This window comes from Annamia dubia NIES-4383, assembly GCF_055394725.1.
Genome location: NZ_AP025630.1, coordinates 796241 through 820621 on the forward strand (window position 1 = coordinate 796241; position 24381 = coordinate 820621).

The window sequence follows — 24381 nt, forward strand, 5'->3', positions numbered from 1 at the left end:
TGATTATACCATTAACTTAAAGCTTTAATTAATTAATTGTTAAAACAGATGCAAAGCTTTGTTAAGAAAACCAATAAGTAATAACAAATAGCAAAAGTGTTAACCTTGTTTGCTACAATCTATTTAGCATTCCCATATGATAATATCACTATTTAAAGTAAAAATACTATAATTTTAGACTATTAAAATTAAAGATATGACCAAACCAAAACAACGCACTTTTTTATTAGAGTTTGAAAAGCCCTTAATTGAACTAGAAACAAGAATTAACCAAATTCGGGAACTAGCGGCGGAAAATAATGTGGATGTTTCTGAGCAACTGGCTCAACTTAAAACGAGATATGAACAGTTACGCCACGAAATTTTTAGTAATTTAACTCCCTCCCAACGTCTTCAACTGGCTCGTCATCCCCGTAGACCTTCTACTTTAGATTATATTCAAGCGATGACGGATGAATGGCTAGAATTACACGGCGATCGCTGCGGCTATGATGATCCCGCCTTGGTGGGGGGGGTGGCACGTTTGGGCGGTCATCCCGTTGTGATGATGGGTCATCAAAAAGGACGAGATACGAAGGACAATGTGGCGCGTAACTTTGGCATGGCTTCGCCGGGGGGCTATCGTAAAGCTTTAAGATTAATGGAACACGCTAATCAGTTTAGAATGCCCATTTTAACCTTTATTGATACTCCGGGAGCTTATGCGGGTAGAGAGGCGGAAGAATTGGGACAAGGTGAAGCGATCGCCTATAATTTACGTCAAATGTTCGATTTTGATGTACCTATTATTTGTACCGTGATCGGGGAAGGTGGATCCGGAGGAGCTTTAGGTATTGGGGTAGGCGATCGAGTTTTAATGTTAGAAAATTCCGTTTATACCGTAGCTACTCCTGAAGCCTGTGCCGCCATTTTATGGAAAGACGCTCAAAAATCAGAACAGGCGGCCTTAGCTTTAAAAATTACCGCCAAAGATCTCAAAGAATTGGCTATTATTGATGAAATTGTACCAGAGCCACCCAATAGCGCCCATTGCGCCCCAGTAGAAGCGGCCACCTTGTTAAAACATCATCTGTTAAAAAATCTTGAACAGTTATCACAAATGACTCCAGAACAAAGAAAAGATTTACGTTATCAAAAATTCAGACAAATGGGAGTATTTCAAGAAAATATAATTAATAATTAATTTCAATTACCTCAAATGGTATACTAAGAATAGTTAATTGTTTCCATTCAGTGATCAGTTTTCAGTAATCAGTTTTCAGTAAGGGGTTATTCGTTTTTACGTCAAACCCGATGCTGAAACCTTTGAAGTAGGAGTAAAGTATTAGTAACTCACAACTAACAACTTATAACTAAATAACTGATTGCTGATTACTGATCACTAAAAAGTGAATCGGTAGTCTTTTAATGTTTAATCTTAATCTATCAAATCTATAGATAAATGTCTATCTTAGTTTATAGATATTTGTTTTGTTATTTTATTTACTTTCAATTATTAATTATCAATGAATCAAAATTCTACGATTATTCCTCCTGAGTCTATCCTCAAAATTAAACCTTTACCAGATCGCATTACCCATGATGGTGCTAAAGCCCAAACTCATCCAACTTCTGAAGAAGCTAAAGAAGAAATGATGAAGGCTGTACGCACAATGTTAGATGCAGTGGGTGAAGATCCTGATCGGGAAGGTTTACTTAAAACCCCCAAACGGGTGGCTGAAGCGATGTTATTTATGACTCAAGGTTATAACCAATCCCTTGAAACCCTTGTCAATGGAGCAATTTTTGATGAGGGTCATAATGAAATGGTTTTAGTCAGAGATATTAATTTCTTTAGTATGTGTGAACATCATATGTTACCGTTTATGGGACGGGCGCACGTTGCTTATATTCCTAATCAAAAAGTGGTAGGTTTAAGTAAATTAGCTCGGATCGTGGAAATGTATTCCCGCCGTTTACAGGTGCAAGAAAGATTAACTCGTCAGATCGCTGAGGCTATTCAAGAAATTTTAGATCCTCAAGGTGTGGCGGTAGTCATGGAAGCTACCCATATGTGTATGGTGATGCGTGGGGTGCAAAAACCCGGCTCTTGGACTGTTACGAGTGCGATGTTAGGGGTATTTCAAGAACAACAAAAAACTAGAGAAGAATTTTTAAATTTAATTCGCCATCAACCTAGCTTTTTCTAGTTCAAAATTAACTTATTAGTTATTAGTTATTGGTTATTAGTTGTTGGTTATTGATTATTGCTGATAAAAGTTTAATTGATCATTATTATGAACAATCCTCATCAACTTTCAACTATTCCTTTGATTCAGAAAATTCAATGGGTATTAAATCCTGTTGGATATTTGCAACAGGCAGTTAAAGAATATCCTGATTATTTTTATGCAAATGTAACGGGTTTTGGTGATGAATTAATCTTTATTAATGATCCTGCTACTATTCAATATATTTTAACTAATGATCGCAAATTATTTGAATCTCCGGGTAGTTTAAATACTATTTTAGAGCCTTTAGTCGGCCAAAATTCCGTGATGTTATTAGACGGCGATCGCCACAAAAAAGAAAGAAAATTATTAATGCCTTCTTTTCATGGAGATCATTTACAAGTTTATGGGGAATTAATAGAAAAATTAACTATAAAAATTTTAGATCGTTTAACAGTTGGACAAAAATTTACCGCTATGTCCATTACCCAAAAAATTACCATTCAAGTGATTATGGAAATAATTTTTGGGGTACATGAAAGCGAAAAATCAGGTCAAATTATTAAATATGCTTGTCAATTACTTAACTTTTTAAATAATCCTTTAACCGCCAGTATTCTCTTTTTTCCCTTCTTACAAAAAAACTTAGGAAAATTTAGCCCTTGGGGTTATTTTTTATACTTAAGAAAACAATTAGATCAGTTAATTTACGCGCAAATAAAAGAGAGAAGAAATCAACTTAATCCGGATCAAAAAGATATTTTAACCCTGCTATTATTAACTAAAGATGAACAAGGACAAACTTTAACAGATCAAGCAATTAGAGATGAATTAATCTCTTTTTTATTAGCCGGCCATGATACAACGGCTTTGGCGATGGCGTGGGCTTTATACTGGATTCATAAACAACCGGAAGTTTACCAAAAATTGATAGCAGAATTAAAAAGTTTAGGTGATTCTTTTAATCCAATGGCTGTTATAAAATTACCTTATTTAACGGCTGTTTGTTATGAAACTTTGCGCATTCATCCCGTAGCAATGTTAACTTTTCCTAGAGTACCACAAACTGAAGTGGAATTATTGGGAACAAAATTTGATCAAAAAGCAATTTTAGCAGGTTGTATTTATCTTTTACATCAAAGGGAAGATCTTTATCCTGAACCTCATAAATTTAAACCTGAAAGATTTTTAGAAAAACAATTTTCCCCTTATGAATTTATGCCCTTTGGTGGGGGGGTGCGCCGTTGCATGGGAGAAGCTTTAGCTATGTTTGAATTAAAATTAGTTCTAGCTACAATTATCAAAAATTATCAATTAGAATTAGGCGAAACAAAACCCGTTAAACCTCAAAGAAGGGGTGTAGTTTTAGCCCCAAAAACAGGGGTTAAAATGGTTTTTAAAGGCAAAAATAATTAATATAATGCTTCCGTAAAATTAAGTAAAATGTATTAATTTTGTTTGAACAACTAAATTTATTTATGATTACTAAATAGCTAATTTTTATTAAAGAAACAATTAATTTTTTGTGATAAAAATTTAGGCAATTTTCAAAACTCCTGATTTTTTTGTCTACAAGGTTTCTATAAATAAAAAATTACTCTTGTCAAATCTTAAGTTTTGTTACAAAATAATAATAATTGTATCAAAATTAAGACTTAATTACCCATTCTCATTGAATATGTTGAATTTAGATCAGAAAATGGCAACGCAAATAACCCCAAAAACCAATCAGAGCAATAATCTCCCGACTTCAGAACTCCCTCAAGATGTTTTTCTTAATCGTCATTTAGGGGTTAACAGTGAAGAAAAAGAGCAAATGTTAAAATATTTAGGTTTATCTTCCCTTGATAAATTAATTAATTTAACAATTCCCTCTGATATTTGCTTAGAAAAACCTTTAAATTTACCTAAAGCTCAGAGTGAATATTCAGCATTAAAAGAATTAAAAGTAATAGCCTCTCAAAATCAAGTTTTTAAAAATTATCTTGGCATGGGGTATTATGACTGTATTACGCCTACGGTCATTCAACGTAATATTTTAGAAAATCCGGGTTGGTATACCGCCTATACTCCCTATCAAGCGGAAATCGCCCAAGGCCGACTAGAAGCCCTCTTAAATTTTCAAACCATGATTATCGAGTTAACGGGCTTGGAAATAGCCAACGCTTCCCTGTTAGATGAGGCTACGGCGGCCGCTGAAGCCATGACGATGAGTTTAGGGGTTTCTAAGTCGAAAAGTAAGAGTTATTTTGTGTCCCAAAAGTGCCATCCACAAGTCATTGAGGTGATCAAAACTAGAGCCATGCCTTTAGAACTTGATCTGATTATTGGGGATCATGAAAGTTTTAATTTTGAGATTGAAATATTTGGGGCGTTATTGCCCTATCCGGCTACTGATGGTAATATTTATGATTATCAAGATTTTATCGAAAAAGCCCATCAACATAAGGCTTTAGTCACTATTGCGGCGGATCTTTTAAGTTTAGCTTTATTAAAATCTCCCGGAGAGTTGGGGGCTGATATTGCGATCGGGAATACCCAGAGATTCGGTGTCCCACTGGGCTACGGCGGCCCCCATGCGGCCTATTTCGCCACCAAAGAAGAATATAAAAGACAGATTCCTGGGCGGATCGTGGGCATCTCAAAAGATAGTCAGGGCAATAAAGCCCTAAGATTGGCTCTACAAACTAGAGAACAACATATCAGACGGGAAAAAGCCACCAGTAATATTTGTACCGCGCAGGTATTATTAGCGGTGATTGCTTCCATGTATGCGGTGTATCATGGGGCTGAAGGTGTTAAAAATATTGCTTTAAAAGTACATCAATTAACCTCAATTTTAGCAGAAGGTTTAAGCAAATTAAATCATCAAATTACTAACAAAAATTTCTTTGATACTGTAACCATTAAGTTAGAAACTAATCATCTTCAATCAATTTTAAATTTAGCTTACAGTCAAAAAATTAATTTACGTCATATTGACCAAAATCATCTATCTGTAAGTTTAGATCAAACTACTACTGAAGAAGATGTACTTGAATTATTAGAAATTTTTGCCCAGTCTAAAGATTTACCTTTTGACTTTAATATTTTAAAACATCAAGTTACGGATTATTTACCCCCTAACTTAATTCGTCATAGTAAATATTTAACAGAACCTGTTTTTAATCGTTATCATTCTGAAACGGAATTATTAAGATATTTACATCAACTTGAGCAAAAAGATTTATCTTTAACCACCTCCATGATCCCCCTTGGCTCATGTACTATGAAGCTTAATTCTACTTCGGAAATGATACCCGTTACCTGGCCAGAATTTGGCAAAATTCACCCCTTTGCCCCCCTTGAACAAACTAAGGGCTATCAAATATTATTTGAACAGTTAGAAAGCTATTTAGCGGAAATAACGGGCTTTGCGGCCGTATCACTTCAACCTAATGCGGGATCACAGGGTGAATATGCAGGTTTGCAAGTAATACGTCAGTATCACCTCAAAAATGGTCAGCCTCAGCGTAATATTTGTTTAATTCCTGAATCAGCACATGGCACAAATCCCGCCTCTGCTGTGATGTGTGGGATGAAAGTAATCGGTGTTAAATGTGAGGCTCAAGGGGATATTGATCTAACTGATTTAAAAGTTAAAGCTGAAAAATATAGTAATACTTTATCCGCTTTAATGATTACCTATCCCTCTACTCATGGAGTTTTTGAGGAAAATGTGAAAGAAATCTGTGAGATTATCCATCTCAATGGTGGGCAAGTATATCTCGATGGTGCGAATATGAATGCACAAGTGGGGCTATGTCGGCCGGGAGATTTCGGCGCGGATGTGTGCCATTTAAACCTACATAAAACTTTCTGTATTCCTCACGGTGGCGGTGGGCCAGGTATGGGGCCCATCGGGGTGGCTTCCCATTTAAAGCCATTTTTACCAAAAACTGATCTCACTGATCAAAATTCTGATTCCATTGGTATGATCTCGGCCGCGCCTTGGGGCAGTGCCAGTATTTTACCCATTTCATGGATGTATATTAAAATGATGGGGGGTGAAGGCTTAACAGAAGCCACAAAAATTGCCATTTTAAACGCCAATTATATGGCCAAACGTCTTGATCATGCCTATCCTGTGTTATATAAGGGAAAATCTGATTTTGTGGCGCATGAATGTATCATTGATTTACGGCCTTTGAAAAAAGCGGCTGGTATTGAAGTAGATGATATTGCTAAACGCCTGATGGATTACGGTTTTCACGCTCCTACCATGTCTTGGCCGGTGATTGGCACAATGATGATCGAACCTACTGAAAGTGAGTCTAAAGAGGAGTTGGATCGTTTTTGTGATGCGATGTTATCTATTTATAATGAGGCTCAGAAAGTGATAGAGGGTGAATATGATTTAACGGATAATCCTCTGAAAAATGCACCCCATACGGCTCAATCTTTAATTTGTGGAGAATGGGATCATGGCTATAGTCGGGAAGTGGCGGCCTATCCGGCCGAATGGACAAAAGAGGCTAAATATTGGCCACCCGTAGGCCGTATTGATAATGCTTACGGCGATCGCAATTTAGTCTGTTCTTGTTTGGGCATGGATGCTTATTCTGTTGAAAATTAATAGACTTGTGGCGAAATGGGTCATGACTGGGTTATGATTATCAGCGATCGTTAAAATAAGGCGATCGCTAATAATATAATTGGTTAAAATGCCCTATTCTACAAGGTAAATGGGGTTTAGCTGATGACTTTTTTTATGGTAATAAGTCTATTAATTTTCTAGGGAAAATATCTTTTATCTAATTAATAATTGACAATTGACAATGATTAATTAATAATAAGATTATCATTTAAGTGTTATAAGTTAATCAATCAAAAAATGACTAATATTGAGAACAATTATCTTCTTTCTGCTGATCTAAGTTTAGAAGATTTACCACTAGAAAAAACTATTAAATTAGGAGTAATGGCTTCGGGTAGTGGCAGTAATTTTGAGACGATCGCCCAAGCTATCAAAGAAGGAAAATTGAATGCTAAAATTTGTGTAGTTATTTATAATAATCCTGACGCAAAAGTTAAATTAAGAGCGCAAAAATATGGCATTCCTTGTATATTATTAAATCATCGAGAATTTAAAACTAGAAAAGCATTAGATCAGGCCATAGTTGAAGTTTTTAAAGAATATGAAATAGATTGGATCATTATGGCAGGATGGATGAGAATAATTACTGAAGTTTTATTAAATGCCTATCCTAATCATGTCTTAAATATTCACCCTAGTTTATTACCTAGTTTTAGGGGAATTAACGGTGTTGAACAGGCTTTAAATGCTAAGGTTAAAATAACAGGTTGTACGGTTCATATTGCTAGTATAGAGGTGGATAATGGGCCAATCATTATACAATCGGCCGTACCTATTTTACCTGATGATAGTCCCGAAACATTACACGCAAGGATTCAAATTCAAGAACATAAAATCTATCCTTTAGCTATTGCTTTGGTTGCCAAAAATGAAGAATTAAAATCGGTTTTTTAGTTCTACCACCGCCTATTTTAATTAAAAACTCTCTCAAGAGTATAACTTTTGGTTAACATTTGGTTAACTCAAAAAAGCTATATTTTAATCTTGCACTTATGGAAAAGTTGATTAAGATAGGTAAATAAATGTATATAAATTTACAAAAATTAAAAACATGATTATTTCAACAGCCAAATGTCAGTATTCCATCAAATTACTACAAGACGAAGCCCGTCATCTTGTGGAAAGGGGGACAGTTAGTCGCCGTCAGCCGATTTATGTTTTATGCCAACATATTCCCCCTAGAGAGTGGGTTTTTTTGGAGTCTGAGTTAGAACAAGGTGATTATCTTCTGCGCGATCGCATCGGAGATTTAATTGGTTATGAAGAATGGGATAATGACTAACTGATGACTGTTAACTGCTTAATTTTATTGATTTTGACGTAAATCTTCTAACTGTTGTCTAAGCTCAATCAGTTGTTGAGTTAAGTTTTTAATGTCTGACTCAACTGGCTCAGAAGTGGTAGAGGAAACGTCAACGGTAGTAACAGTTTGCTTGTCACCCCTTGAGGTGTTCTGTTTTTGATTCCAGATTTTATTAATGATCTGACGGGCTTCTTCTTCAGTTTGTTCGCCTTTTTTCGCCCATTCGTGAGCCAGTTCATTCCATTGGGTTTGCAGTTGGGAGAAAGTTTCTTGTCTTTTGTGAGTATCTTGTAAAGTTTCAAGTAAGACGGTAGTGGCACCGATCGTTACCCGAAAACCTTTTTGGACAAAATCAAAAATAGGATGATTGTTCATTTTTTATAAAAAAAGTTATTAATGAGTTAATACTTAATATCTAAAGTATCAAAAAGTTTTAAGCAACGCAAAATTTAAACAACAGAGTTTAAATATTGATCTAAGTCTTGGATCAGTTGAGTTAAATCGGCTTCAGTGGTAATGCGAATTTTGTCATCTCTGAGGGTTAATAAGACTTTAGCCGCAAAAGGACTAGGATAAATATTTGGATTACAAAATACTTCTAAAAAAATTTCCCCTGTATAACGGTATTCCATTGATTTTTGAGGGGAGGGGCGTTTGACTCCACTACTGGTATTGGTGGCAATGGTTTTGAGACTTTCCATTAAAGTTTGAATTTCTTGTTTTAAGTTTTTTGCACCTTCTGGAGAAAAGCTAAAAACGACTGAGCCTTGAATTAGATTTAAGGTAAGATGTGCCATATTAAGATTATTTTAAAATTGAAAATTCAAAAAAATTGTTAACCTGTTTAAAGTATAGTTGAGAATGATTAGTTTTTGAAGTTATAGATTAAATTATTATCAATTATGAATATATATTTTGTTTTTAATCATAAGATATTTTGCCAAATTAATAACTATTAACTAATAAAATCAATTTTCAGAAAGTTTTTATTAATTAATTTGTGCCTAGATTGGCCAAGATTTAGGTCATTATTTAGAAAGAATAAAAAATGAAACTATTACAGTTTTAATTGCTAATTGAAAACGGGGAGGCCTTGCTCAAAAAATGATTAATGAAGCTTGATCAAATTACAAAATTTTACTCATCTTGATTTTTCTGATTATATCCTTCTGGTAAATCAATAAAAATGCGATCGCCGGCCTTCAAACCTTGTAAAATCTGAGTTTTATCTTCTAATGTTAAGCCTAAAACTACGGGAATAAATTTAGGTTGTCCCTTTTTATCTGCGATTAATACTCCGGTTTTACCCTCTTGAGTTAGAATTGCCACCGTTGGAACTACTAATGTATTCTTAATATCCTCGCCAATAAATGTTACATCTACATTCATTTTTGAGCGTAATTTTTCTTCTCCCGTTGAGAGTGCGATCGCCACTTCAAAAGAAGTAACATTTTGTTCGACAATGGCTTCAGGGGCAATTCTCTTGATCCTCCCCTTAAAAGTCTCATCGGGAAAGGCATCCGCCAATATTTCCACCCCCTGCCCCACTTTTAACTGAGCCATATCAATTTCCGGCACTTTCGCAATAATTTCTAAGCCCTGGGCTAAGGCTAAAATTGAGGAAGAAGTGGCAGAAGCCGTGCTAGAAGCGGAAGTGGTGGGAGTGACAAAAGCCCCCACAGTGGCGAATTTTTGGGTAATAATTCCCTCAAAAGGGGCAGTGATAATGGTATCCCTAAATTGAATTTCTATCTGTTTTAACTGAGCTTTAACTGAGTTAACTTCCGCCTCTAATAATTTGATTTCTTGAGCCGCATTATCCTCTTTTTCTTTCAGAGCAATTCGAGCGTTATTAACTACGGCCTCTTGCTGACTTATTTCTGAGGGTGTAGTTTGTTCAATTTGAGCCTGTTGTTGTTGCAAATCGGAAAGATTAGCTTTAGCACTGTTATATTCATTAATCACCTCATCTAAACGATCAGTGGTAATTGCCCCTTCTTTTTCTAAATATTCATAGCGATTTAGTCTAATTTGAGCTAAATCTAAGCGAGACTGGGCTTGAGTAATTTTAGCTTTAGCTTGATCTAAATCTCTGGGTATTCTTTTACTTATTTCTTCTAACCGAGCTATTTCTTGATCTAATTTAAGTTTAAATTGCTTAATTTCTGATGGTATTCTAATTTTAGCCTGTTCTAAGTTGGATAAAGCTCTGTTTAAATTCGCTTCTGATTGTAAAATTTGAGCTTGAATCTGAGCATTTTCCATAATAGCTACGGTTTGGCCTTGCTTGACGGAATCCCCCTGTTCCACTAATAATTGAGCTAAAATACCCGGATTTTTAGGGCTAATATTAACATTTTGGATCGGCTCAACTGTGCCACTAGCTTGAACTTTGACTCCTAAACTTTGTTTTTCCACAATTACAGTCATTTCTGTTAAATTATTTTGATTTTCTGAATTTTCTAATTTAACATAAGCGGTTTTACCAATTATAATACTGGCAATGATTACAATTAGAAATAACCAAAATAAAGGGGATTTAAAAATTTTTAATTTTAGAAAGGTCATAAAAATTCAAGATTTTATTATTTATTATTTGTTGTTCTTTGTTTGTGATTGATAACAAAAGATTAGAACTTAAAAAAAATAGTTGATTGATCCCAAGCCATTAAAAATTGCTATATAATTGATCCCAACTTAATTACTGAAAAATTATAACAAATAATAACAAAAAAAACCATGATTGAAGTAATTATTCAAGAAGCACAAGAGCAATTATTAAGCGCCCATCAATTTTATCATCAATGTCAAACAATTAAACACAAATATCAACTAAACCAGCTTTATTTTTTTGCCCCTGATTTTCAGATAAATTATCCTTATTCTAGCATAAATTTAAAAGAATGGCGTTTATTTTTTGATGATTTAGCTAAATATATTTTAAATTTTAGTCAAATTGGTTTTAAAACTAATTTTATTTTACCATCGGATTATTTAACGGAAAATCAAATTAATCTTATTAAAATTTCTGTGGAAATTATTGGAGAAGGAATGATCGGCCGAGTGGCTCATTTAATTATTAATGAACAGATAAATTTGGCCTTTAAAGTATTTTTTGATCCTGAATTTGTGTGGCATCATGGTAACTGGGCGGAGATTGCTTTAGGGATTTATTTTAAAGCAAATGAAGTGACAAAAGACTTTGCAAAATTTCAATTTGCATCGGAAAAATGGGCAGTTTGGGAATGGATTGATGAACAAGAAAAACCGGAAAATAGAGCGGGTATTTATTATGAAGAATTTGCCAAAATTAATAACTTAAATTCCCTGAATTATTTAAACAAAGATAATTATAATCCCCATTTAATTCGCTTAGATCCGGGGGGTATTCAAAAGGAATATTTTGGCAGAAGATTGAATAATTTAATCAGTACCATTGTTTTTTATTGGCGTAAAATTCAACAAAAAGGGATAAAATCTTTATTGTTATATATTATGCGCTATAATATAGAAGAATATTTATTATTGATTCTTTCGATTTTTATTCCTCAAAAAAATATTTTAAAAATAACCTTAATTACTAACAATGGACATTTTAGAAAATATAAAAATGGCGACAAAAACCTTAGCCTTAAATAAGCTTAGAAGTGGCTTAACAATGCTAGGGATTATTATTGGTAATGCTTCCGTTATTTTCTTAGTAGGAATAGGCCAAGGTATTCAAAAATTTACGGCTGAACAATTTGAATCTTTAGGCTCAAATGTTTTGTTTGTTGTTCCCGGAACTCGTCAAGCTAGACAGACAACTTTTAACTTACCAAAAACATTAGTTTTAGCGGATGCAGAAGCGATTAAAAAACAAGTTCCAACTATTACAGATGTTGCCCCTCAAATTAATTCTCGTGGTATTTTAAACTATAAAAGTCAAAATATGGATAGTTTAATTTCAGGGGTAACTCCTTCTTTTTTAATTGTGAGAAGTTTTAACACAGCCCAAGGTAGATTTATTAATGATATTGATTTAAAACGTAATAAAAAGGTGGCAGTTATTGGCTCTGAAATTCTCGAAAGAGTCTTTAATAATGAAAATCCAATTGGTAAACAAATGCGCATTAATAATACCTCTTTTCAAGTGATTGGAGTGATGGAATCAAAGGGTTCTTTTTTAGGAACAAATCAAGATGAAACTGTCTTTATTCCTTTGACAACTATGGCGAATCAATTAGTAGGAAAAACCTCTCCCTATGGCTTAGAAATTTCTTTTATTTCCGTTTCGGCTCAAGATAAAAAAAGTATTAATGCGGCCAAATTTCAGATTGAAAATTTATTAAGATTACGTCATAAAATTAAAGATCAAGATGATTTTGGGGTGCAAACTCAAAAAGATATTTTAGAAACCATTGGTAAAATTACGGGCGTTTTAACTTTATTTTTAGCAATTATTGCGGCCATTTCTTTATTAGTTGGTGGCATTGGCGTAATGAATATTATGTTAGTTTCAGTGATAGAAAGAACTAAAGAAATTGGCTTAAGAAAAGCGATTGGAGCGAGAAAAATTGATATTTTAACTCAGTTTTTAATTGAAGCAATTATTTTATGTGCTACAGGGGGATTAATCGGCACAATGACAGGGGTAGGAGGACTTTTATTAATTGGCACTTTTACCAGTTTAACTCCTCCAATTTCCCCAATTATTATTATTATTTCCGTAGGAATTTCAGGGGGAATTGGTTTATTAAGTGGGGTATTTCCTGCCACTCAAGCGGCCAAATTAGACCCAATTGTTGCGTTAAGAAGTGAATAATTAATTATTAATAATTAATTATTGATAATTATTAATTGATAATGATAAATGACCAATGACAAAAATATTTAACTCATGCGATCGATTGTTCGATATTGAATAGCCTCGGCCACATGAAAAGATTGAATTTGATCGGCTCCCGCTAGATCGGCGATCGTGCGAGATACCTTTAACACCCGATCCATCGCCCTTGCAGATAAACCTAATTTCCTGATCGCCCCCTCTAACAGATTACGACTGGCTTCATCTAAGATACAAAATTTGCGTATTTGTGAGGATGTCATCTCAGAATTACAGCTAATATTAGCCATATTTATAAATCTTTCTGAGGCTTTATCTCTAGCTTTTTTAACTCTTTCTCTGATTGATTCAGAAGGTTCTCCCGTACTTTGACGAGTCATTTCTTCCGGTTTTAAACGGTTAACCATCACCTGTAAATCAATGCGATCCATTAAAGGGCCTGATAATTTAGCCCAATATTGTTCTCTTTGGCGTGGGCTACAAGAGCAACTGACTAGGGGATCACCATAATAACCACAGGGGCAGGGATTTGTACTAGCAATCAGAGTAAATTGTGCTGGAAATGTGACTGATTGACGAGTACGAGAGATTGAAACAAAACCATCTTCTAAAGGTTGGCGTAAAAATTCTAAAACATTACGCTTAAATTCAGTTAATTCATCTAAAAAAAGTACACCTCGATGAGCTAGGGAAATTTCCCCCGGACGTGGAATACTGCCACCTCCCACAAGGGAAGGCCCACTGGCCGAATGATGGGGACTACGAAAAGGACGCTCAGTTAACAGTGAGCCTTGATCCTTCAAAAATCCGGCTACGGAGTGAATTTGGGAGACTTCTAAAGCCTCTTGAAAGGAAAGGGGGGGTAAAATTCCGGGTAAACGTCTGGCCAACATGGTTTTACCGCTTCCGGGAGGCCCCACAAAAATTAAATTATGTCCCCCTGCGGCCGCTATTTCCAAAGCCCTACGGGCATGATTTTGTCCCTTTACATCTTTGAGATCGGGGATTAACTGATTTACCTTATTAAGAGTATTATGAGCATCAAATTCTACGGGTTGATAGCGATCGGGCCGATCTAAAAAATCCGCCACTTCCCCCAAATGATTGAAGCCGTAAACGTCTAAACCCTTGACAACGGCGGCTTCTTTGGCATTATCCGCCGGAACGACTAAACCGGAAAATCCTAATTTTTGAGCGGCGGCGGCGATGGGCAAAACCCCAGCCACCGAGCGTAAACTGCCATCAAGTGACACTTCACCCAAAAACAAATAATTCTCTAGTAACATCGGATCAACCTGTTCCGATGCGGCCAAAATGCCCATACTGATGGGTAAATCGAAAATAGGGCCTTCTTTTCTCAGATCCGCCGGAGTTAAGTTAATGACGATTTTCCGCACGGGGAACGCAAAACCAGAGTTTTTTAACGCCGCTTTCACCCTTTCCCGTGATTCCTGTACGGCCGTATCGGGTAAGCCCACTACCACCGTTTTTGGTAGCCCTCCGGCCACGTCCACTTCCACCCCCACCTTCACGGCATCAATGCCTAATATCGAAGCACTCCAAACTCTTGCTAACATTGTCTTTAATCAGGAATTATTAATATTTAATTATATTAATTTTAACTAAAAATAATTGTCAATTGTCCATTTTCCATTGTCAATTATTCAGTTATTCTTGAAATACTACTTTCCAAATACCAATAGTTTGATCATCACTAGCACTTAAAATATATTGCCAATCTTGACTAATTATTAAATCAGAAATAGCTCCAGAATGTGCTTCTAAAGAGCGTATTTCTTGCCCTGTTTTTAGATGCCAAATTTTAATAGTTTTATCCATACTTCCACTGATTAAAGTAGGCCAACCCCCCGGACTAAATGCTAAAGTATGAATAGTTTGATTGTGACCTGATAAAGTTAAAATTTCTTCTTGATTTTCCCAATTAAAAACTTTAATAATTCTCTCTTGATTACCACAAGCTAAATATTGATGATCTGCACTTAGATCAAAACAAGAAATATGGTTAAAATCAAGCTTAATAGTTTTAAGTTCTTTACCTGTATAACCATTCCATAATTTAAGTTGATTATCAGCACCTAAAGATATAATGGTATAGGTTTCATCAATTAATTTTAACTGTTTAATTATACCTTGATGACCTTCTAAAGTATGAATTAAATTACCCGTTTGTAAATTCCAAATTTTAATAGTTTGATCCTTACTTCCACTAATTAAACTTTGTCCATTTTTGGTAATTTTTACCGTAGAAACTTCAGCACAATGACCTGTAATTGTACCAATTAAAGCCCCATTTTCTAAATCCCAAACTTTAAGAGTTTTGTCATGACTTCCACTAACTAAAATCTTACCATTATCACTAATATCAACAGTTGAAACTACCTCAGAATGATCCCTTAAAGTATAATATTCCTGTCCAGTATTTAAACTCCAAATTTTGATACTTTTATCTAAACTTGCACTGACAATAATTCCTTGATCATAATTAAAAGAAATCGCTGTAATTTTATTATTATGACCTTCTAAAGTTTGGAAAAGTGAAATTTTAGGAGTTTCCCAATCATAATATTTACTTAACGCTTTTTTCCCATAATTTTCTTGAGCATGACTTAAAAGTTGATAGGCCATATAAGTCACTTTTGGAGAGGGATCATTTAACGCATTAATAATTAAATTAAAACCATCTTCTCCATATTTTAAAGCCTCTTTTAAGGCTAAAATTTTCCTTTCAATATAGCCCCCCGCCAACAATATTTTTATTTCTTCTAAATCTTTAATATTGAGTTTTTTTAAAGGAGTTAAAGGATAGGCTTTCCCTCCTAATGTAACATCATAATTTTGAGGTTGATCAATCATTTTTATTTAATTCTTGATAACAATTGATAATTTAATTAATTTGACTTAAAATATAACGTAGGCGATCATAATCATCTTTTAATAATAAACTTAATTTTCGACCTACTTGCACTAACCAAGCCCGATCTCGCCGTCTAAATTGATACATTTCTCGAATAGAAGCGGCCGTTAAAGCATCAGGTGAAATACCTTGTACAGCCAATAAAATATGTAAAAAATCTAAATTATTACTAAAATTAATTATTTCTTGATCATCACATAAATAAACTCCTTGATGTATTTGGGGAGGGCGTGGGGGTAAATATTGATATAAAATACCTGCTTGGGGTGTTTTGCCATTATTACTAATAGTTGGAGTTTCAAAACCAATAATTGTTGCCTTAAATTCTGTTTTTAACATAGCAAAAATTTGGGGTTGTTGTTCCCTTAATTCTTCTAAGGATAAACCCAAAGCCCTTGCACGGTGGACAGAATCAATGGGGCTAGTAGTAACAAATGTGACTACTGCTATCACTTTATTTCCTGATTCTTCATCAAAAGATTTAATTAAACTACCAAAGGGAGGAATGGAAGGAAAACTAAGATCTTCTGCGTCTAAACATTGGGCTAAAAATTCAGTTGTTGATGTTTCGATTACCTCCCCAATATGATGGGGTGGATGTTCAAATGTTGAATATTGTGGTATGGGTATCCTCATTATTTATAATTAATAATTGATCATTAATAATTGATAATTAACTAATAACAAATGACTAATGACCAATGACCAATAATTATTTTTTCTTAGCAGTTAAATTAACATTTTCTAATTCTGAAAGTTGAAAAGTGATAATTTTATCCCAGTTTCCACCTTCAAATAAAACCGCCGCTTTCCCATCAGTTACTCTTTGCACTAAACCTTCAAAACGATAATAAATATCGTCAGGATTAATCACTTTAACAGTAGCTCCGGGTAAAATCATAATTTTTAACTCCTTAATCTAAATTTTATTTAATAATTAATAACAAATAACTAATCATTAATTACTAATGTTTAAATTTTATTACAAAAAATCAAGTTTAGAAAACTTTTTTTACAAAATGTGTAGTAAATCACACAAATTTTAGAAAAATTTAAGGTATGCTAGAAGAAAATATTAAATCATTTTAATAGACTAGGAATATCAAAGAAAATGGCTATTTCAAATATGATGACAGGATTTGAACCCGATCAGGTAACAGAAAATGAAGTAATGTGGCAAAGCTTAAAAGAAGCGATCGCCAAAAGTTCTGGCTTCCAATGTTGGCAACAAGAACAAAGCGAAGTTCTGGAAACGCCCTATATGGAACTTGATCAACAAGTTCAACATTATTTAAAAGAAACATTAGCAACATTAGCCTATTAAAGCAAATTTGAGATACCATGAAAGAATAACTATGTATCTCTTGAGGTGAAGATATGACGACTTTTAATCCCCTGATTATGAAGTCAATTGAAACACTTAATTATCGTGTCACTGTGGGTGATCTTGCTTCTCATGCTGGGTTAGAATTAAATCTAACTCAACAAGGCCTTTTAGCGTTGGCTTCCGATGCCCAAGGCCATCTTCAAGTTTCAGATGAGGGTGAAGTCGTCTATCTTTTCCCTAAAAATTATCGCACGATTTTACGCAATAAATATTGGCGCATTGCCTTTCAAGAAAAATGGGCTAAAATTGCTAAATTTCTCTTTTATTTAGTGCGCATATCCTTTGGGATTGTTTTAATTATTTCTATTATTTTAATGATTTTGGCCATTATTGCCATTATGATCGCCGCCAACTCCAGTCGAGATGATAATAATTCAAGTTCTCGGCGTTCGGGCGGTTCTTTTTTTATACCTCATTTTTGGATTAGTCCCGATATTTTTTGGATTTTTACACCCGATTATCACTATCAACGCCGTCAACGCCTTAAAACTCAAGTTAATTCTAATGAAAATCAAATGAATTTCTTAGAAGCAGTTTTTTCATTTTTATTTGGTGATGGGGATCCAAATGAAAACCTAGAAGAACGCCGTTGGCAACAAATTGGAGCGGTAATTCGTAATAATCAAGGGGCAATTATTGCTCCTCAAGTTGCACCTTATTTAGATGATATTAACCCTAAATTAATGGATGAGGATGATTATGTTTTACCCGTTTTAACTAAATTTAATGGTTATCCTCAAGTCTCCCCAGACGGTGATTTAATCTATTATTTTCCCGAATTACAAGTAACAGCTAAAAAACAAGGAAAACAGGCAGTATCAGCCTATTTAAGAGAAGAAATTATTAAATTTACCGAAGCTACCGGAGGTCAAAAAGCATTAGTAATTACTTTGGGGGTAGTTAATTTTGTTTTAGCCATCACTTTAGGAGTTTTATTACAAGGAGAATTAGCCCAAGAATTAGGGGGTTTAGTCGCATTTGTAGACTCAATTTTCTGGTTTTTATTAGCTTATGCTACCAGTTTTGTCACAATTCCTATTATTAGATTTTTATGGTTAAAAGGAAAAAATAATAAAATTCAAGAACGTAACGAAAAAAGACAAAATTTAGCGATTAAACTAAATAAAGCCACACCAGAATTGAAAGCAAAAATTAATTTTGCTCAAAAATTTGCGGCACAAAAAGAAATTACCCAAGCCAATATTGCCTATTCAACGGAAAAAGATTTATTAGATCAAGACTTATTAGCCAAAGAATTTCAACAGCGTTTAGATGCTTTAGAGTAGACTTAATATTTTTTCATAATCTCGATCGAACTCTCAATTATTTCTAAACTATCACCAAGTATTATTTGATTAGCAAATTCTTTCATATCTATCAAAAATTTATCATAATTTAACCTAAAAATGACTAATTCAATAATATATCGCAGTCCTAAATTGGTCGTTACAAATAAAGTTAAAGATTTTTTTATTTGTTAATTTAGGATTGCTATAGCAATCCTAAATAGGTCATAACAGATATAATATTAATTATAATCTAAATTCAAGGAAAAAAAAATGAACATTATTTCTGAGTTAAATGATTTTATCAATCAAACAAAAGAGGCTAAAGAAATAAAAAGGGCTTTAGCTGTCAAAATGATTTTAGAAGGAAAATCATACCATGAAGTAAAAGAATTATTACAAGTTTCTCATAGCTTTATTAGTATGTGGAAAAATCAAGCTCTTTTTTGTGGAGTAGAAAGCTTGAAATTACAGTTTAAAGGAACTAAAAGTGAATTAAAACCAGAAGAAAAAGACCAAGTTATTAATTGGTTAAGAGAGCAAGAATATTTAAGATTATCAGATTTAAAAATTTATTTAGAGCGAGAATATAATATTATTTATAAATCCAATCAAAGTTATTATAGTTTGCTCAAAGAAGCGAAAATAAGTTGGAAAAAACTCAAAAAAGAATCCGGCTAAAAATGACGAATTAGTCGAAGCTAAAAAAAAAGAAATCAGTGAAAAATTAGAGATTTGGAAAAAGAAATAGAGAGTGGAGAGCTTGTAGTGTTTATGATTGATGAATGTCATTTACTTTGGGGAGACATTTTAGGTTATGTTTGGGGAAGAACAGATCAAAGAATAGAAATTCCCATTAAAAATGAAAAAAGCCGACAAACTTATTATGGGGCATTAGACTATCAAACTAAAGAATTTATTGTCAAAGAATATGAAAGTGGAAATACAGAAAATACGATCAAATTTATCAAGTATTTACTATCAAAAAGAAAAGGAAAAAGATTAGCAATATTTTGGGATGGAGCAACCTATCATGACTCAAAAGAATTTAGGGAGTATTTAACTATAATAAATCAAGATTTATTGGAAGAAGAATGGTTAATTACTTGTCATAAATTTGCCCCTAATGCTCCAGAACAAAATCCGGTAGAAGATATTTGGCTACAAGTGAAAAATTTTATTAGACAATTCTATCATTTATGTAAATCATTTAAAATAGTAAAGTGGCTATTTAAGTTTTTTGCGCATGGTCAAATATTTGATTTCCCCAAACTTTATCAATATGGAATTTTGCCACAACCTATTTAGGATTGCTATATATATTACTAACCATTAATTAATAATAAATGTACATACCAAACTAATAAAACAAAAATTCCTACTCCTAAATAGGCCGGGCGTAAAAATTCTTCTAATTTTAAGGTTTGTCTCCCGTCTAAAATGGCTACAAATGGGATAACAGAGGTTCTTTCTTTTACTTTTAAAAATGCTTCTCCATAGCGTTTTTCTAAACGGCGATCACCATGCCACACTGCAAATAAATGATGGGCGATCAAGCCAAAACAAGTTACTAACATAAAGCTACTTCCGATCCATAAACTATGCGCAATACACCAGATCACCTGTCCTACCATTTGGGGATGGCGGGAAATTCTAATAATACCAGTTTCATATAAATGGACTTCTGGTTTTTGAATGGCCGCTATTTCTAATAAATTGAAGGTAGCAGGATAAAGAAAAATAAAGGAAATCGCCGATAATCCCCAAATAATTGGTTTAATTAAGAGAAAATTCTTTAATTGCCATAAAATTAAGCCGTCATAACGATGATTTAAGAAATAAAGAATTAAAATGGTGGCAAAGGGAATACTCACTAAAGCGAATAAAACTCGATAGAGTCTCGCTCCGATTTTTTCCTCCCCCCAAGGGCGTAAGGCCGCTAAACCACTATGGGCGATCGCAAAACCTACTAATAACCCTAAAATCACAAAATGACTAGATGTTAACCAGTTTAAATTATTCATTATGTTAATTTTTATAAATTTTTAATAATTTTTTGTTACAAGTTAAATTTTATCAGTATTCTATTCTTATTACGAAATCTAAAATCCTTTAAACTTAAGATTTACTGATTATGTTATTTATACCTAATCACAAAATTAATCACAAATGCCCAATCTGTGTTACTGTCAAAGTCAGCAGGGTTTAATTTTAACTAGCATTCAATAATTTTAAAGGGCAGGTTGGCTGGTGAGTGAAGTTGAATTATAAACCAAATTAATCAATTGTCCATTGTCAACTGATCAGCCTTGTTTTTTACTCTCACGATTGGAATTATTTATTTCTCCTTACACCTCTATGACTGATATTCCTTTCACTTTAGATCAACTCCGTATTCTCAAAGCGATTGCGGCGGAAGGGAGTTTTAAAAGGGCGGCCGATAGTCTTTATGTCTCTCAACCCGCCGTTAGTTTACAAGTCCAAAACCTTGAAAAACAACTTAATGTCCCTCTGTTCGATCGAGGAGGGCGTAGGGCGCAATTGACTGAAGCGGGACATTTACTGCTTAGTTACGGTGAACAACTCCTTACCCTTTGTCAAGAAACTTGTCGCGCGATCGAAGATCTCCAAAATCTTCAAGGTGGTACTCTGATTGTGGGCGCTTCCCAAACTACCGGAACATATTTACTACCACGCATGATCGGTTTATTTCGCCAAAAATATCCCGATGTTTCTGTACAGTTACAAGTTCATTCTACTCGCCGTACCTCATGGAGTGTGGCTAATGGACAAGTAGATCTGGCTATTATTGGTGGTGAAGTGCCAGCGGAGTTACACGATATATTACAGGTTATTCCATACGCAGAGGATGAATTGGCTCTGATTTTACCGATTAATCATCCTTTAGCTAAAGTGTCTACTATTCAAAAGGATGACCTTTATAAGCTCAATTTTATCGCTCTTGATTCCCAATCAACCATTCGCAAAGTGATTGATCATGTTTTAACTCGTTGTAATATTGATCCTAAACGCTTAAAAATTGAAATGGAATTAAATTCGATTGAAGCGATTAAAAATGCGGTTCAGTCAGGTTTAGGGGCGGCTTTTGTCTCAACTACGGCGATTGAAAAAGAATTAAAAATGAATGTTTTATATTCTACTCAAATTAAAGATGTGGAAATTAAACGTAATCTTTATGTCATTATTAATCCTAGTCGTTATTGTTCTAAAGCGGCCGAAGCTTTTACGATGGAAATTTTACCTCAATTTTCTAGTAAACCTGAAATACTAAAAAAAGAGTTATTTACTAAATCTTGTGATATTACTCCTAATCTTTTGTCAATCACTAATGATGAAGAATAATTGATGATTTGTTATTAGTTGATTTTAGACTTTTTGAATATATTTTTTACCAAATAAACCTTGAGGTCTAATTAATAACATTAAAAATAATAAAGCAAAGGCGATCGCATCTTTATAACCGGAAAAATCACTGGGAATAAATGCTTCTGCACAGCCGATCAATAAACCCCCGATCACTGCCCCCGGAATATTTCCCAACCCTCCTAGTACAATAATACTTAAACCTTTTAAGCCAAAACTAATCCCAAAATAAGGGCCGGCAATACTCACACTTGAACCCACTAAAGTACCTGCTAAACCTGCTAAAAAACCACTAATAAAAAAGGTAATCATAATCATTTTTTCGGGATTAATTCCTAATAAACTAGCGGTAGTTGTATCCTCGGCCACTGCTTGTAAAGCTTTACCTATTTTAGTATAGTTAATAAAATAGGTTAAAATGCCAACAATGACACTAGAAACCACAAAAATAATGATTTGAACTGTACGAATATTAATGGGATTTTCCGCAGTTCCAAAATTAATAGCAGTGGGAATATTGCCATAAATATTATCAGGAAAAGTATAAATTTCTGCACCTACTAAATATTGAATTAAATTAACAATTACTACGGCCGATCCTAAACTAGAAACTAATGTTAATAAAGAATCTCCGCCTTTATTTCTGATGGGTTTAAAAGCAATTCTTTCTAAAATTACTGATACTAAACCTGCTAAAATACAACTTACGAATAAAGCGAGAAAAAAAGGTAATTGAAAGGGTAATTGGGCGTTAGCTAAAAGGCCATTAAAACCGAATTTTCCACCGAATAAAGTATAGGTAAAATATGCGCCAAGGGTAAAAATTGCACCGTGAGCAAAATTAATAATTCCTAAGATTGAAAATACTAAAGTATAACCTAAAGCAAAGATAGCATAAACGCTACCAATTGATAAACCATTGAGAAAATTTTGTAAAAATAAACTAAAATCCATTGTTAAAAGAAAAGCTAAATTAATGATTTTATTAAGGCTAAAGCCTTATGCTACAGAAACAAAGCCTGTGTGTGCAGACTTAAATAAAATAAAGATTTCATTAAGGCTAAAGCCTTATGCTATAGAAACAAAGCCTGCCTGCGCAGGCTTCGTTGATCTAGCCCTACCCTTTAGGGTTAGGGCGTTTTCTTTTTGTTATATTTATGTTATTTCAAAAAGACAAATTTACCATTTTTCCCATCAGGATCCATCTTAATTTGTGCAACATAAAATTGATTTTGGATGATCTCACCTTCAGGGGTAAAAGAAATTTCACCTAAGACTGTTTCATATTTTCCTATTAAAATTTCTTGATTAAGTTTAGTGCGTAATTCTTCTAAAGATAAAGTATTTAATTTAGTTTTTTGATCTAATTTTGTTAAGGCTTCAACAAATACTTGAATACCCGTAAAAGCTTGGGCGCTAAACTGAGGAGGCTCTTTGCCATTTTCTGTTTTATAAGCTTCCCGAAAAGCCTTATTAATCTCATTATCTAATTCATAATTATAAGCCTGTGCAATTAAAACTCCATCACATTTTAACTGACAAACGGGAAAAACATTAGAAGTATTTAAACCATTTCCCCCAATAATTAAACCTTGATAACCTAACTCCCTTAATTGTTTAACTAAATTACCACCATCGGAAGCCAAACCAGAAATAATAATTAAATCAGGTTTTAAATTAATAGCGGCCGTAGCTTGTGACTGAAAATCAGTATCAGTAGTTTGAAACTTTTGCACAGTTACTAACTCTAACTTTTTAGTTTTAACTGTTTCTTGAAAAGTCTCACTTTCCGATTTACTAAAAGCATCATTTTGGGCAACAAAGACCGCAACTTTTTTAATTTGAGGATTAATTTTTAAAGCTTGATCAACAGCATTAGGGGCGACAACTGCTACAGGGGCGGAAACTCTGGCGATATATTCCCCAATTTGAGGAATACCTTTAGCTGTATTTGATGGTGCTAAAACCGGAACTTTTGCCCTTTCCGCAATGGGATCGGCCGCAAAGCCTTGTTGTGATAAAGTAGGCCCTACAATTCCCACCACTTTATTTTTAGTAATTAAATTATTAAAAGCATTAATAGCGCTTTGTTCATCGGCGGCTGAGTCTTCAATAATAACGGAAATTTTGGTGCCATTTACGCCATTTTTTTCATTAAAATAGTTTTGCGCTATTTTAACACCAAGGATCTGTTCTTGACCTAATAAAGCCACATTACTGGTTTGAGAAACTGCAACGCCAATGGGAATATTATTAGAGTTATTACTATTAGTATTATTGGGAGAATTATTGTTAGTTTGACTACAGGCAATAGTTAAACTAAAAGTAATAAAAAAAGTTAATAATAGTTGAATAAAGTTAGGTTTTTTTAACATAGAAATATAATTAGGGATAACATACAATTCTGAGTTCAAT

21 protein-coding genes and 1 pseudogene are annotated in these 24381 nt (G+C 33.8%); 12 read left to right on the forward strand and 10 right to left on the reverse strand.

Going from position 1 to position 24381, the window contains the following annotated elements; translation table 11 throughout:
* Positions 1-196 precede the first annotated feature (196 nt).
* From accA to Anndu_RS03755, 6 genes are all read left to right on the forward strand, one after another.
* Entirely contained in the window at positions 197-1183 is a 987-nt protein-coding gene (gene accA / locus Anndu_RS03730; protein WP_464103079.1) for an acetyl-CoA carboxylase carboxyl transferase subunit alpha, read from the forward strand.
* Positions 1184-1505: 322 nt separating this feature from the next.
* Positions 1506-2189, forward strand: coding sequence for a GTP cyclohydrolase I FolE (gene folE / locus Anndu_RS03735; RefSeq protein WP_464103080.1), 684 nt, complete (start codon positions 1506-1508; stop codon positions 2187-2189).
* Positions 2190-2276: 87 nt separating this feature from the next.
* Complete coding sequence (locus Anndu_RS03740; protein ID WP_464103081.1) at positions 2277-3626, forward strand: cytochrome P450; 1350 nt, start codon at positions 2277-2279, stop codon at positions 3624-3626.
* A gap of 262 nt (positions 3627-3888) precedes the next feature.
* Positions 3889-6825: an aminomethyl-transferring glycine dehydrogenase gene (gene gcvP / locus Anndu_RS03745; RefSeq protein WP_464103082.1), complete on the forward strand. Its 2937-nt coding sequence runs from the start codon at positions 3889-3891 to the stop codon at positions 6823-6825.
* 258 nt (positions 6826-7083) lie between these two features.
* Positions 7084-7740: a phosphoribosylglycinamide formyltransferase gene (gene purN, locus Anndu_RS03750; protein WP_464103083.1), complete on the forward strand. Its 657-nt coding sequence runs from the start codon at positions 7084-7086 to the stop codon at positions 7738-7740.
* 157 nt (positions 7741-7897) lie between these two features.
* Positions 7898-8128, forward strand: coding sequence for a DUF4327 family protein (locus tag Anndu_RS03755; protein WP_464103084.1), 231 nt, complete (start codon positions 7898-7900; stop codon positions 8126-8128).
* Positions 8129-8152: 24 nt separating this feature from the next.
* On the opposite strand, the gene Anndu_RS03760 is transcribed toward Anndu_RS03755, so the two are convergent.
* The 3 genes from Anndu_RS03760 to Anndu_RS03770 all read right to left on the reverse strand — a co-directional run bounded on the left by Anndu_RS03760 (position 8153) and on the right by Anndu_RS03770 (position 10717).
* On the reverse strand, positions 8153-8524 hold the full coding sequence (locus Anndu_RS03760; RefSeq protein ID WP_464103085.1) for a hypothetical protein: 372 nt from the start codon (positions 8522-8524) through the stop codon (positions 8153-8155).
* Between the two features lie 74 nt (positions 8525-8598).
* Positions 8599-8946, reverse strand: a complete 348-nt coding sequence (locus tag Anndu_RS03765; protein WP_464103086.1) for a hypothetical protein — start codon at positions 8944-8946, stop codon at positions 8599-8601.
* A gap of 340 nt (positions 8947-9286) precedes the next feature.
* On the reverse strand, positions 9287-10717 hold the full coding sequence (locus tag Anndu_RS03770; protein ID WP_464103087.1) for an efflux RND transporter periplasmic adaptor subunit: 1431 nt from the start codon (positions 10715-10717) through the stop codon (positions 9287-9289).
* A 171-nt stretch (positions 10718-10888) separates the two neighbouring features.
* Here Anndu_RS03770 and Anndu_RS03775 point away from each other — a divergent pair, with 171 nt between their 5' ends.
* Both Anndu_RS03775 and Anndu_RS03780 read left to right on the forward strand, forming a co-directional pair.
* Positions 10889-11788 carry a hypothetical protein gene (locus tag Anndu_RS03775; RefSeq protein WP_464103088.1) on the forward strand — a complete coding sequence of 300 codons (900 nt, stop codon included), beginning with the start codon at positions 10889-10891 and terminating at the stop codon, positions 11786-11788.
* Complete coding sequence (locus Anndu_RS03780; protein WP_464103089.1) at positions 11736-12953, forward strand: ABC transporter permease; 1218 nt, start codon at positions 11736-11738, stop codon at positions 12951-12953. Before Anndu_RS03775 ends, Anndu_RS03780 begins: the two co-directional genes overlap by 53 nt.
* Before the next feature lie 68 nt (positions 12954-13021).
* On the opposite strand, the gene Anndu_RS03785 is transcribed toward Anndu_RS03780, so the two are convergent.
* The 4 genes from Anndu_RS03785 to Anndu_RS03800 all read right to left on the reverse strand — a co-directional run bounded on the left by Anndu_RS03785 (position 13022) and on the right by Anndu_RS03800 (position 16810).
* Positions 13022-14551 (reverse strand): YifB family Mg chelatase-like AAA ATPase, encoded by a 1530-nt coding sequence (locus Anndu_RS03785; protein WP_464103090.1) that lies wholly within the window; start codon positions 14549-14551, stop codon positions 13022-13024.
* Positions 14552-14642: 91 nt separating this feature from the next.
* Positions 14643-15848 (reverse strand): WD40 repeat domain-containing protein, encoded by a 1206-nt coding sequence (locus tag Anndu_RS03790; protein ID WP_464103091.1) that lies wholly within the window; start codon positions 15846-15848, stop codon positions 14643-14645.
* 31 nt (positions 15849-15879) lie between these two features.
* Complete coding sequence (locus Anndu_RS03795) at positions 15880-16545, reverse strand: HAS-barrel domain-containing protein (protein WP_464103092.1); 666 nt, start codon at positions 16543-16545, stop codon at positions 15880-15882.
* Between the two features lie 76 nt (positions 16546-16621).
* Complete coding sequence (locus tag Anndu_RS03800; protein ID WP_464103093.1) at positions 16622-16810, reverse strand: NAD(P)H dehydrogenase subunit NdhS; 189 nt, start codon at positions 16808-16810, stop codon at positions 16622-16624.
* Positions 16811-17020: 210 nt separating this feature from the next.
* Here Anndu_RS03800 and Anndu_RS03805 point away from each other — a divergent pair, with 210 nt between their 5' ends.
* The 3 genes and pseudogenes from Anndu_RS03805 (at position 17021) to Anndu_RS03815 (ending at position 19890) form a co-directional block, all read left to right on the forward strand.
* On the forward strand, positions 17021-17233 hold the full coding sequence (locus Anndu_RS03805) for a hypothetical protein (protein WP_464103094.1): 213 nt from the start codon (positions 17021-17023) through the stop codon (positions 17231-17233).
* A gap of 77 nt (positions 17234-17310) precedes the next feature.
* Positions 17311-18582 carry a hypothetical protein gene (locus Anndu_RS03810; protein WP_464103095.1) on the forward strand — a complete coding sequence of 424 codons (1272 nt, stop codon included), beginning with the start codon at positions 17311-17313 and terminating at the stop codon, positions 18580-18582.
* Between the two features lie 282 nt (positions 18583-18864).
* Positions 18865-19890: pseudogene (locus Anndu_RS03815) on the forward strand (IS630 family transposase).
* Positions 19891-19907: 17 nt separating this feature from the next.
* Here the strand turns inward: Anndu_RS03815 and Anndu_RS03820 are convergent.
* Positions 19908-20606 (reverse strand): NnrU family protein, encoded by a 699-nt coding sequence (locus Anndu_RS03820; RefSeq protein ID WP_464103096.1) that lies wholly within the window; start codon positions 20604-20606, stop codon positions 19908-19910.
* Positions 20607-20940: 334 nt separating this feature from the next.
* Between Anndu_RS03820 and Anndu_RS03825 the strand changes: the two genes are divergently transcribed.
* Complete coding sequence (locus Anndu_RS03825; protein ID WP_464104030.1) at positions 20941-21945, forward strand: LysR substrate-binding domain-containing protein; 1005 nt, start codon at positions 20941-20943, stop codon at positions 21943-21945.
* A gap of 24 nt (positions 21946-21969) precedes the next feature.
* Here the strand turns inward: Anndu_RS03825 and Anndu_RS03830 are convergent, their stop codons facing one another.
* Positions 21970-22920: a branched-chain amino acid ABC transporter permease gene (locus Anndu_RS03830; RefSeq protein WP_464103097.1), complete on the reverse strand. Its 951-nt coding sequence runs from the start codon at positions 22918-22920 to the stop codon at positions 21970-21972.
* Positions 22921-23126: 206 nt separating this feature from the next.
* Positions 23127-24341, reverse strand: coding sequence for an ABC transporter substrate-binding protein (locus tag Anndu_RS03835; RefSeq protein ID WP_464103098.1), 1215 nt, complete (start codon positions 24339-24341; stop codon positions 23127-23129).
* Positions 24342-24381: the final 40 nt, after the last annotated feature.

Bases quoted from the DNA above. Each gene is read 5' to 3' on its own strand.
- Anndu_RS03820 (WP_464103096.1), bottom strand. From the start codon at position 20,606: ATGAATAATTTAAACTGGTTAACATCTAGTCATTTTGTGATTTTAGGG.
- gcvP (WP_464103082.1), top strand. From the start codon at position 3,889: ATGTTGAATTTAGATCAGAAAATGGCAACGCAAATAACCCCAAAAACC.
- folE (WP_464103080.1), top strand. From the start codon at position 1,506: ATGAATCAAAATTCTACGATTATTCCTCCTGAGTCTATCCTCAAAATT.
- purN (WP_464103083.1), top strand. From the start codon at position 7,084: ATGACTAATATTGAGAACAATTATCTTCTTTCTGCTGATCTAAGTTTA.
- Anndu_RS03760 (WP_464103085.1), bottom strand. From the start codon at position 8,524: ATGAACAATCATCCTATTTTTGATTTTGTCCAAAAAGGTTTTCGGGTA.
- Anndu_RS03810 (WP_464103095.1), top strand. From the start codon at position 17,311: ATGAAGTCAATTGAAACACTTAATTATCGTGTCACTGTGGGTGATCTT.
- Anndu_RS03755 (WP_464103084.1), top strand. From the start codon at position 7,898: ATGATTATTTCAACAGCCAAATGTCAGTATTCCATCAAATTACTACAA.
- Anndu_RS03825 (WP_464104030.1), top strand. From the start codon at position 20,941: ATGACTGATATTCCTTTCACTTTAGATCAACTCCGTATTCTCAAAGCG.
- Anndu_RS03770 (WP_464103087.1), bottom strand. From the start codon at position 10,717: ATGACCTTTCTAAAATTAAAAATTTTTAAATCCCCTTTATTTTGGTTA.
- Anndu_RS03785 (WP_464103090.1), bottom strand. From the start codon at position 14,551: ATGTTAGCAAGAGTTTGGAGTGCTTCGATATTAGGCATTGATGCCGTG.
- accA (WP_464103079.1), top strand. From the start codon at position 197: ATGACCAAACCAAAACAACGCACTTTTTTATTAGAGTTTGAAAAGCCC.
- Anndu_RS03790 (WP_464103091.1), bottom strand. From the start codon at position 15,848: ATGATTGATCAACCTCAAAATTATGATGTTACATTAGGAGGGAAAGCC.
- Anndu_RS03805 (WP_464103094.1), top strand. From the start codon at position 17,021: ATGGCTATTTCAAATATGATGACAGGATTTGAACCCGATCAGGTAACA.
- Anndu_RS03765 (WP_464103086.1), bottom strand. From the start codon at position 8,946: ATGGCACATCTTACCTTAAATCTAATTCAAGGCTCAGTCGTTTTTAGC.
- Anndu_RS03835 (WP_464103098.1), bottom strand. From the start codon at position 24,341: ATGTTAAAAAAACCTAACTTTATTCAACTATTATTAACTTTTTTTATT.
- Anndu_RS03780 (WP_464103089.1), top strand. From the start codon at position 11,736: ATGGACATTTTAGAAAATATAAAAATGGCGACAAAAACCTTAGCCTTA.
- Anndu_RS03740 (WP_464103081.1), top strand. From the start codon at position 2,277: ATGAACAATCCTCATCAACTTTCAACTATTCCTTTGATTCAGAAAATT.
- Anndu_RS03775 (WP_464103088.1), top strand. From the start codon at position 10,889: ATGATTGAAGTAATTATTCAAGAAGCACAAGAGCAATTATTAAGCGCC.
- Anndu_RS03795 (WP_464103092.1), bottom strand. From the start codon at position 16,545: ATGAGGATACCCATACCACAATATTCAACATTTGAACATCCACCCCAT.
- Anndu_RS03830 (WP_464103097.1), bottom strand. From the start codon at position 22,920: ATGGATTTTAGTTTATTTTTACAAAATTTTCTCAATGGTTTATCAATT.
- Anndu_RS03800 (WP_464103093.1), bottom strand. From the start codon at position 16,810: ATGATTTTACCCGGAGCTACTGTTAAAGTGATTAATCCTGACGATATT.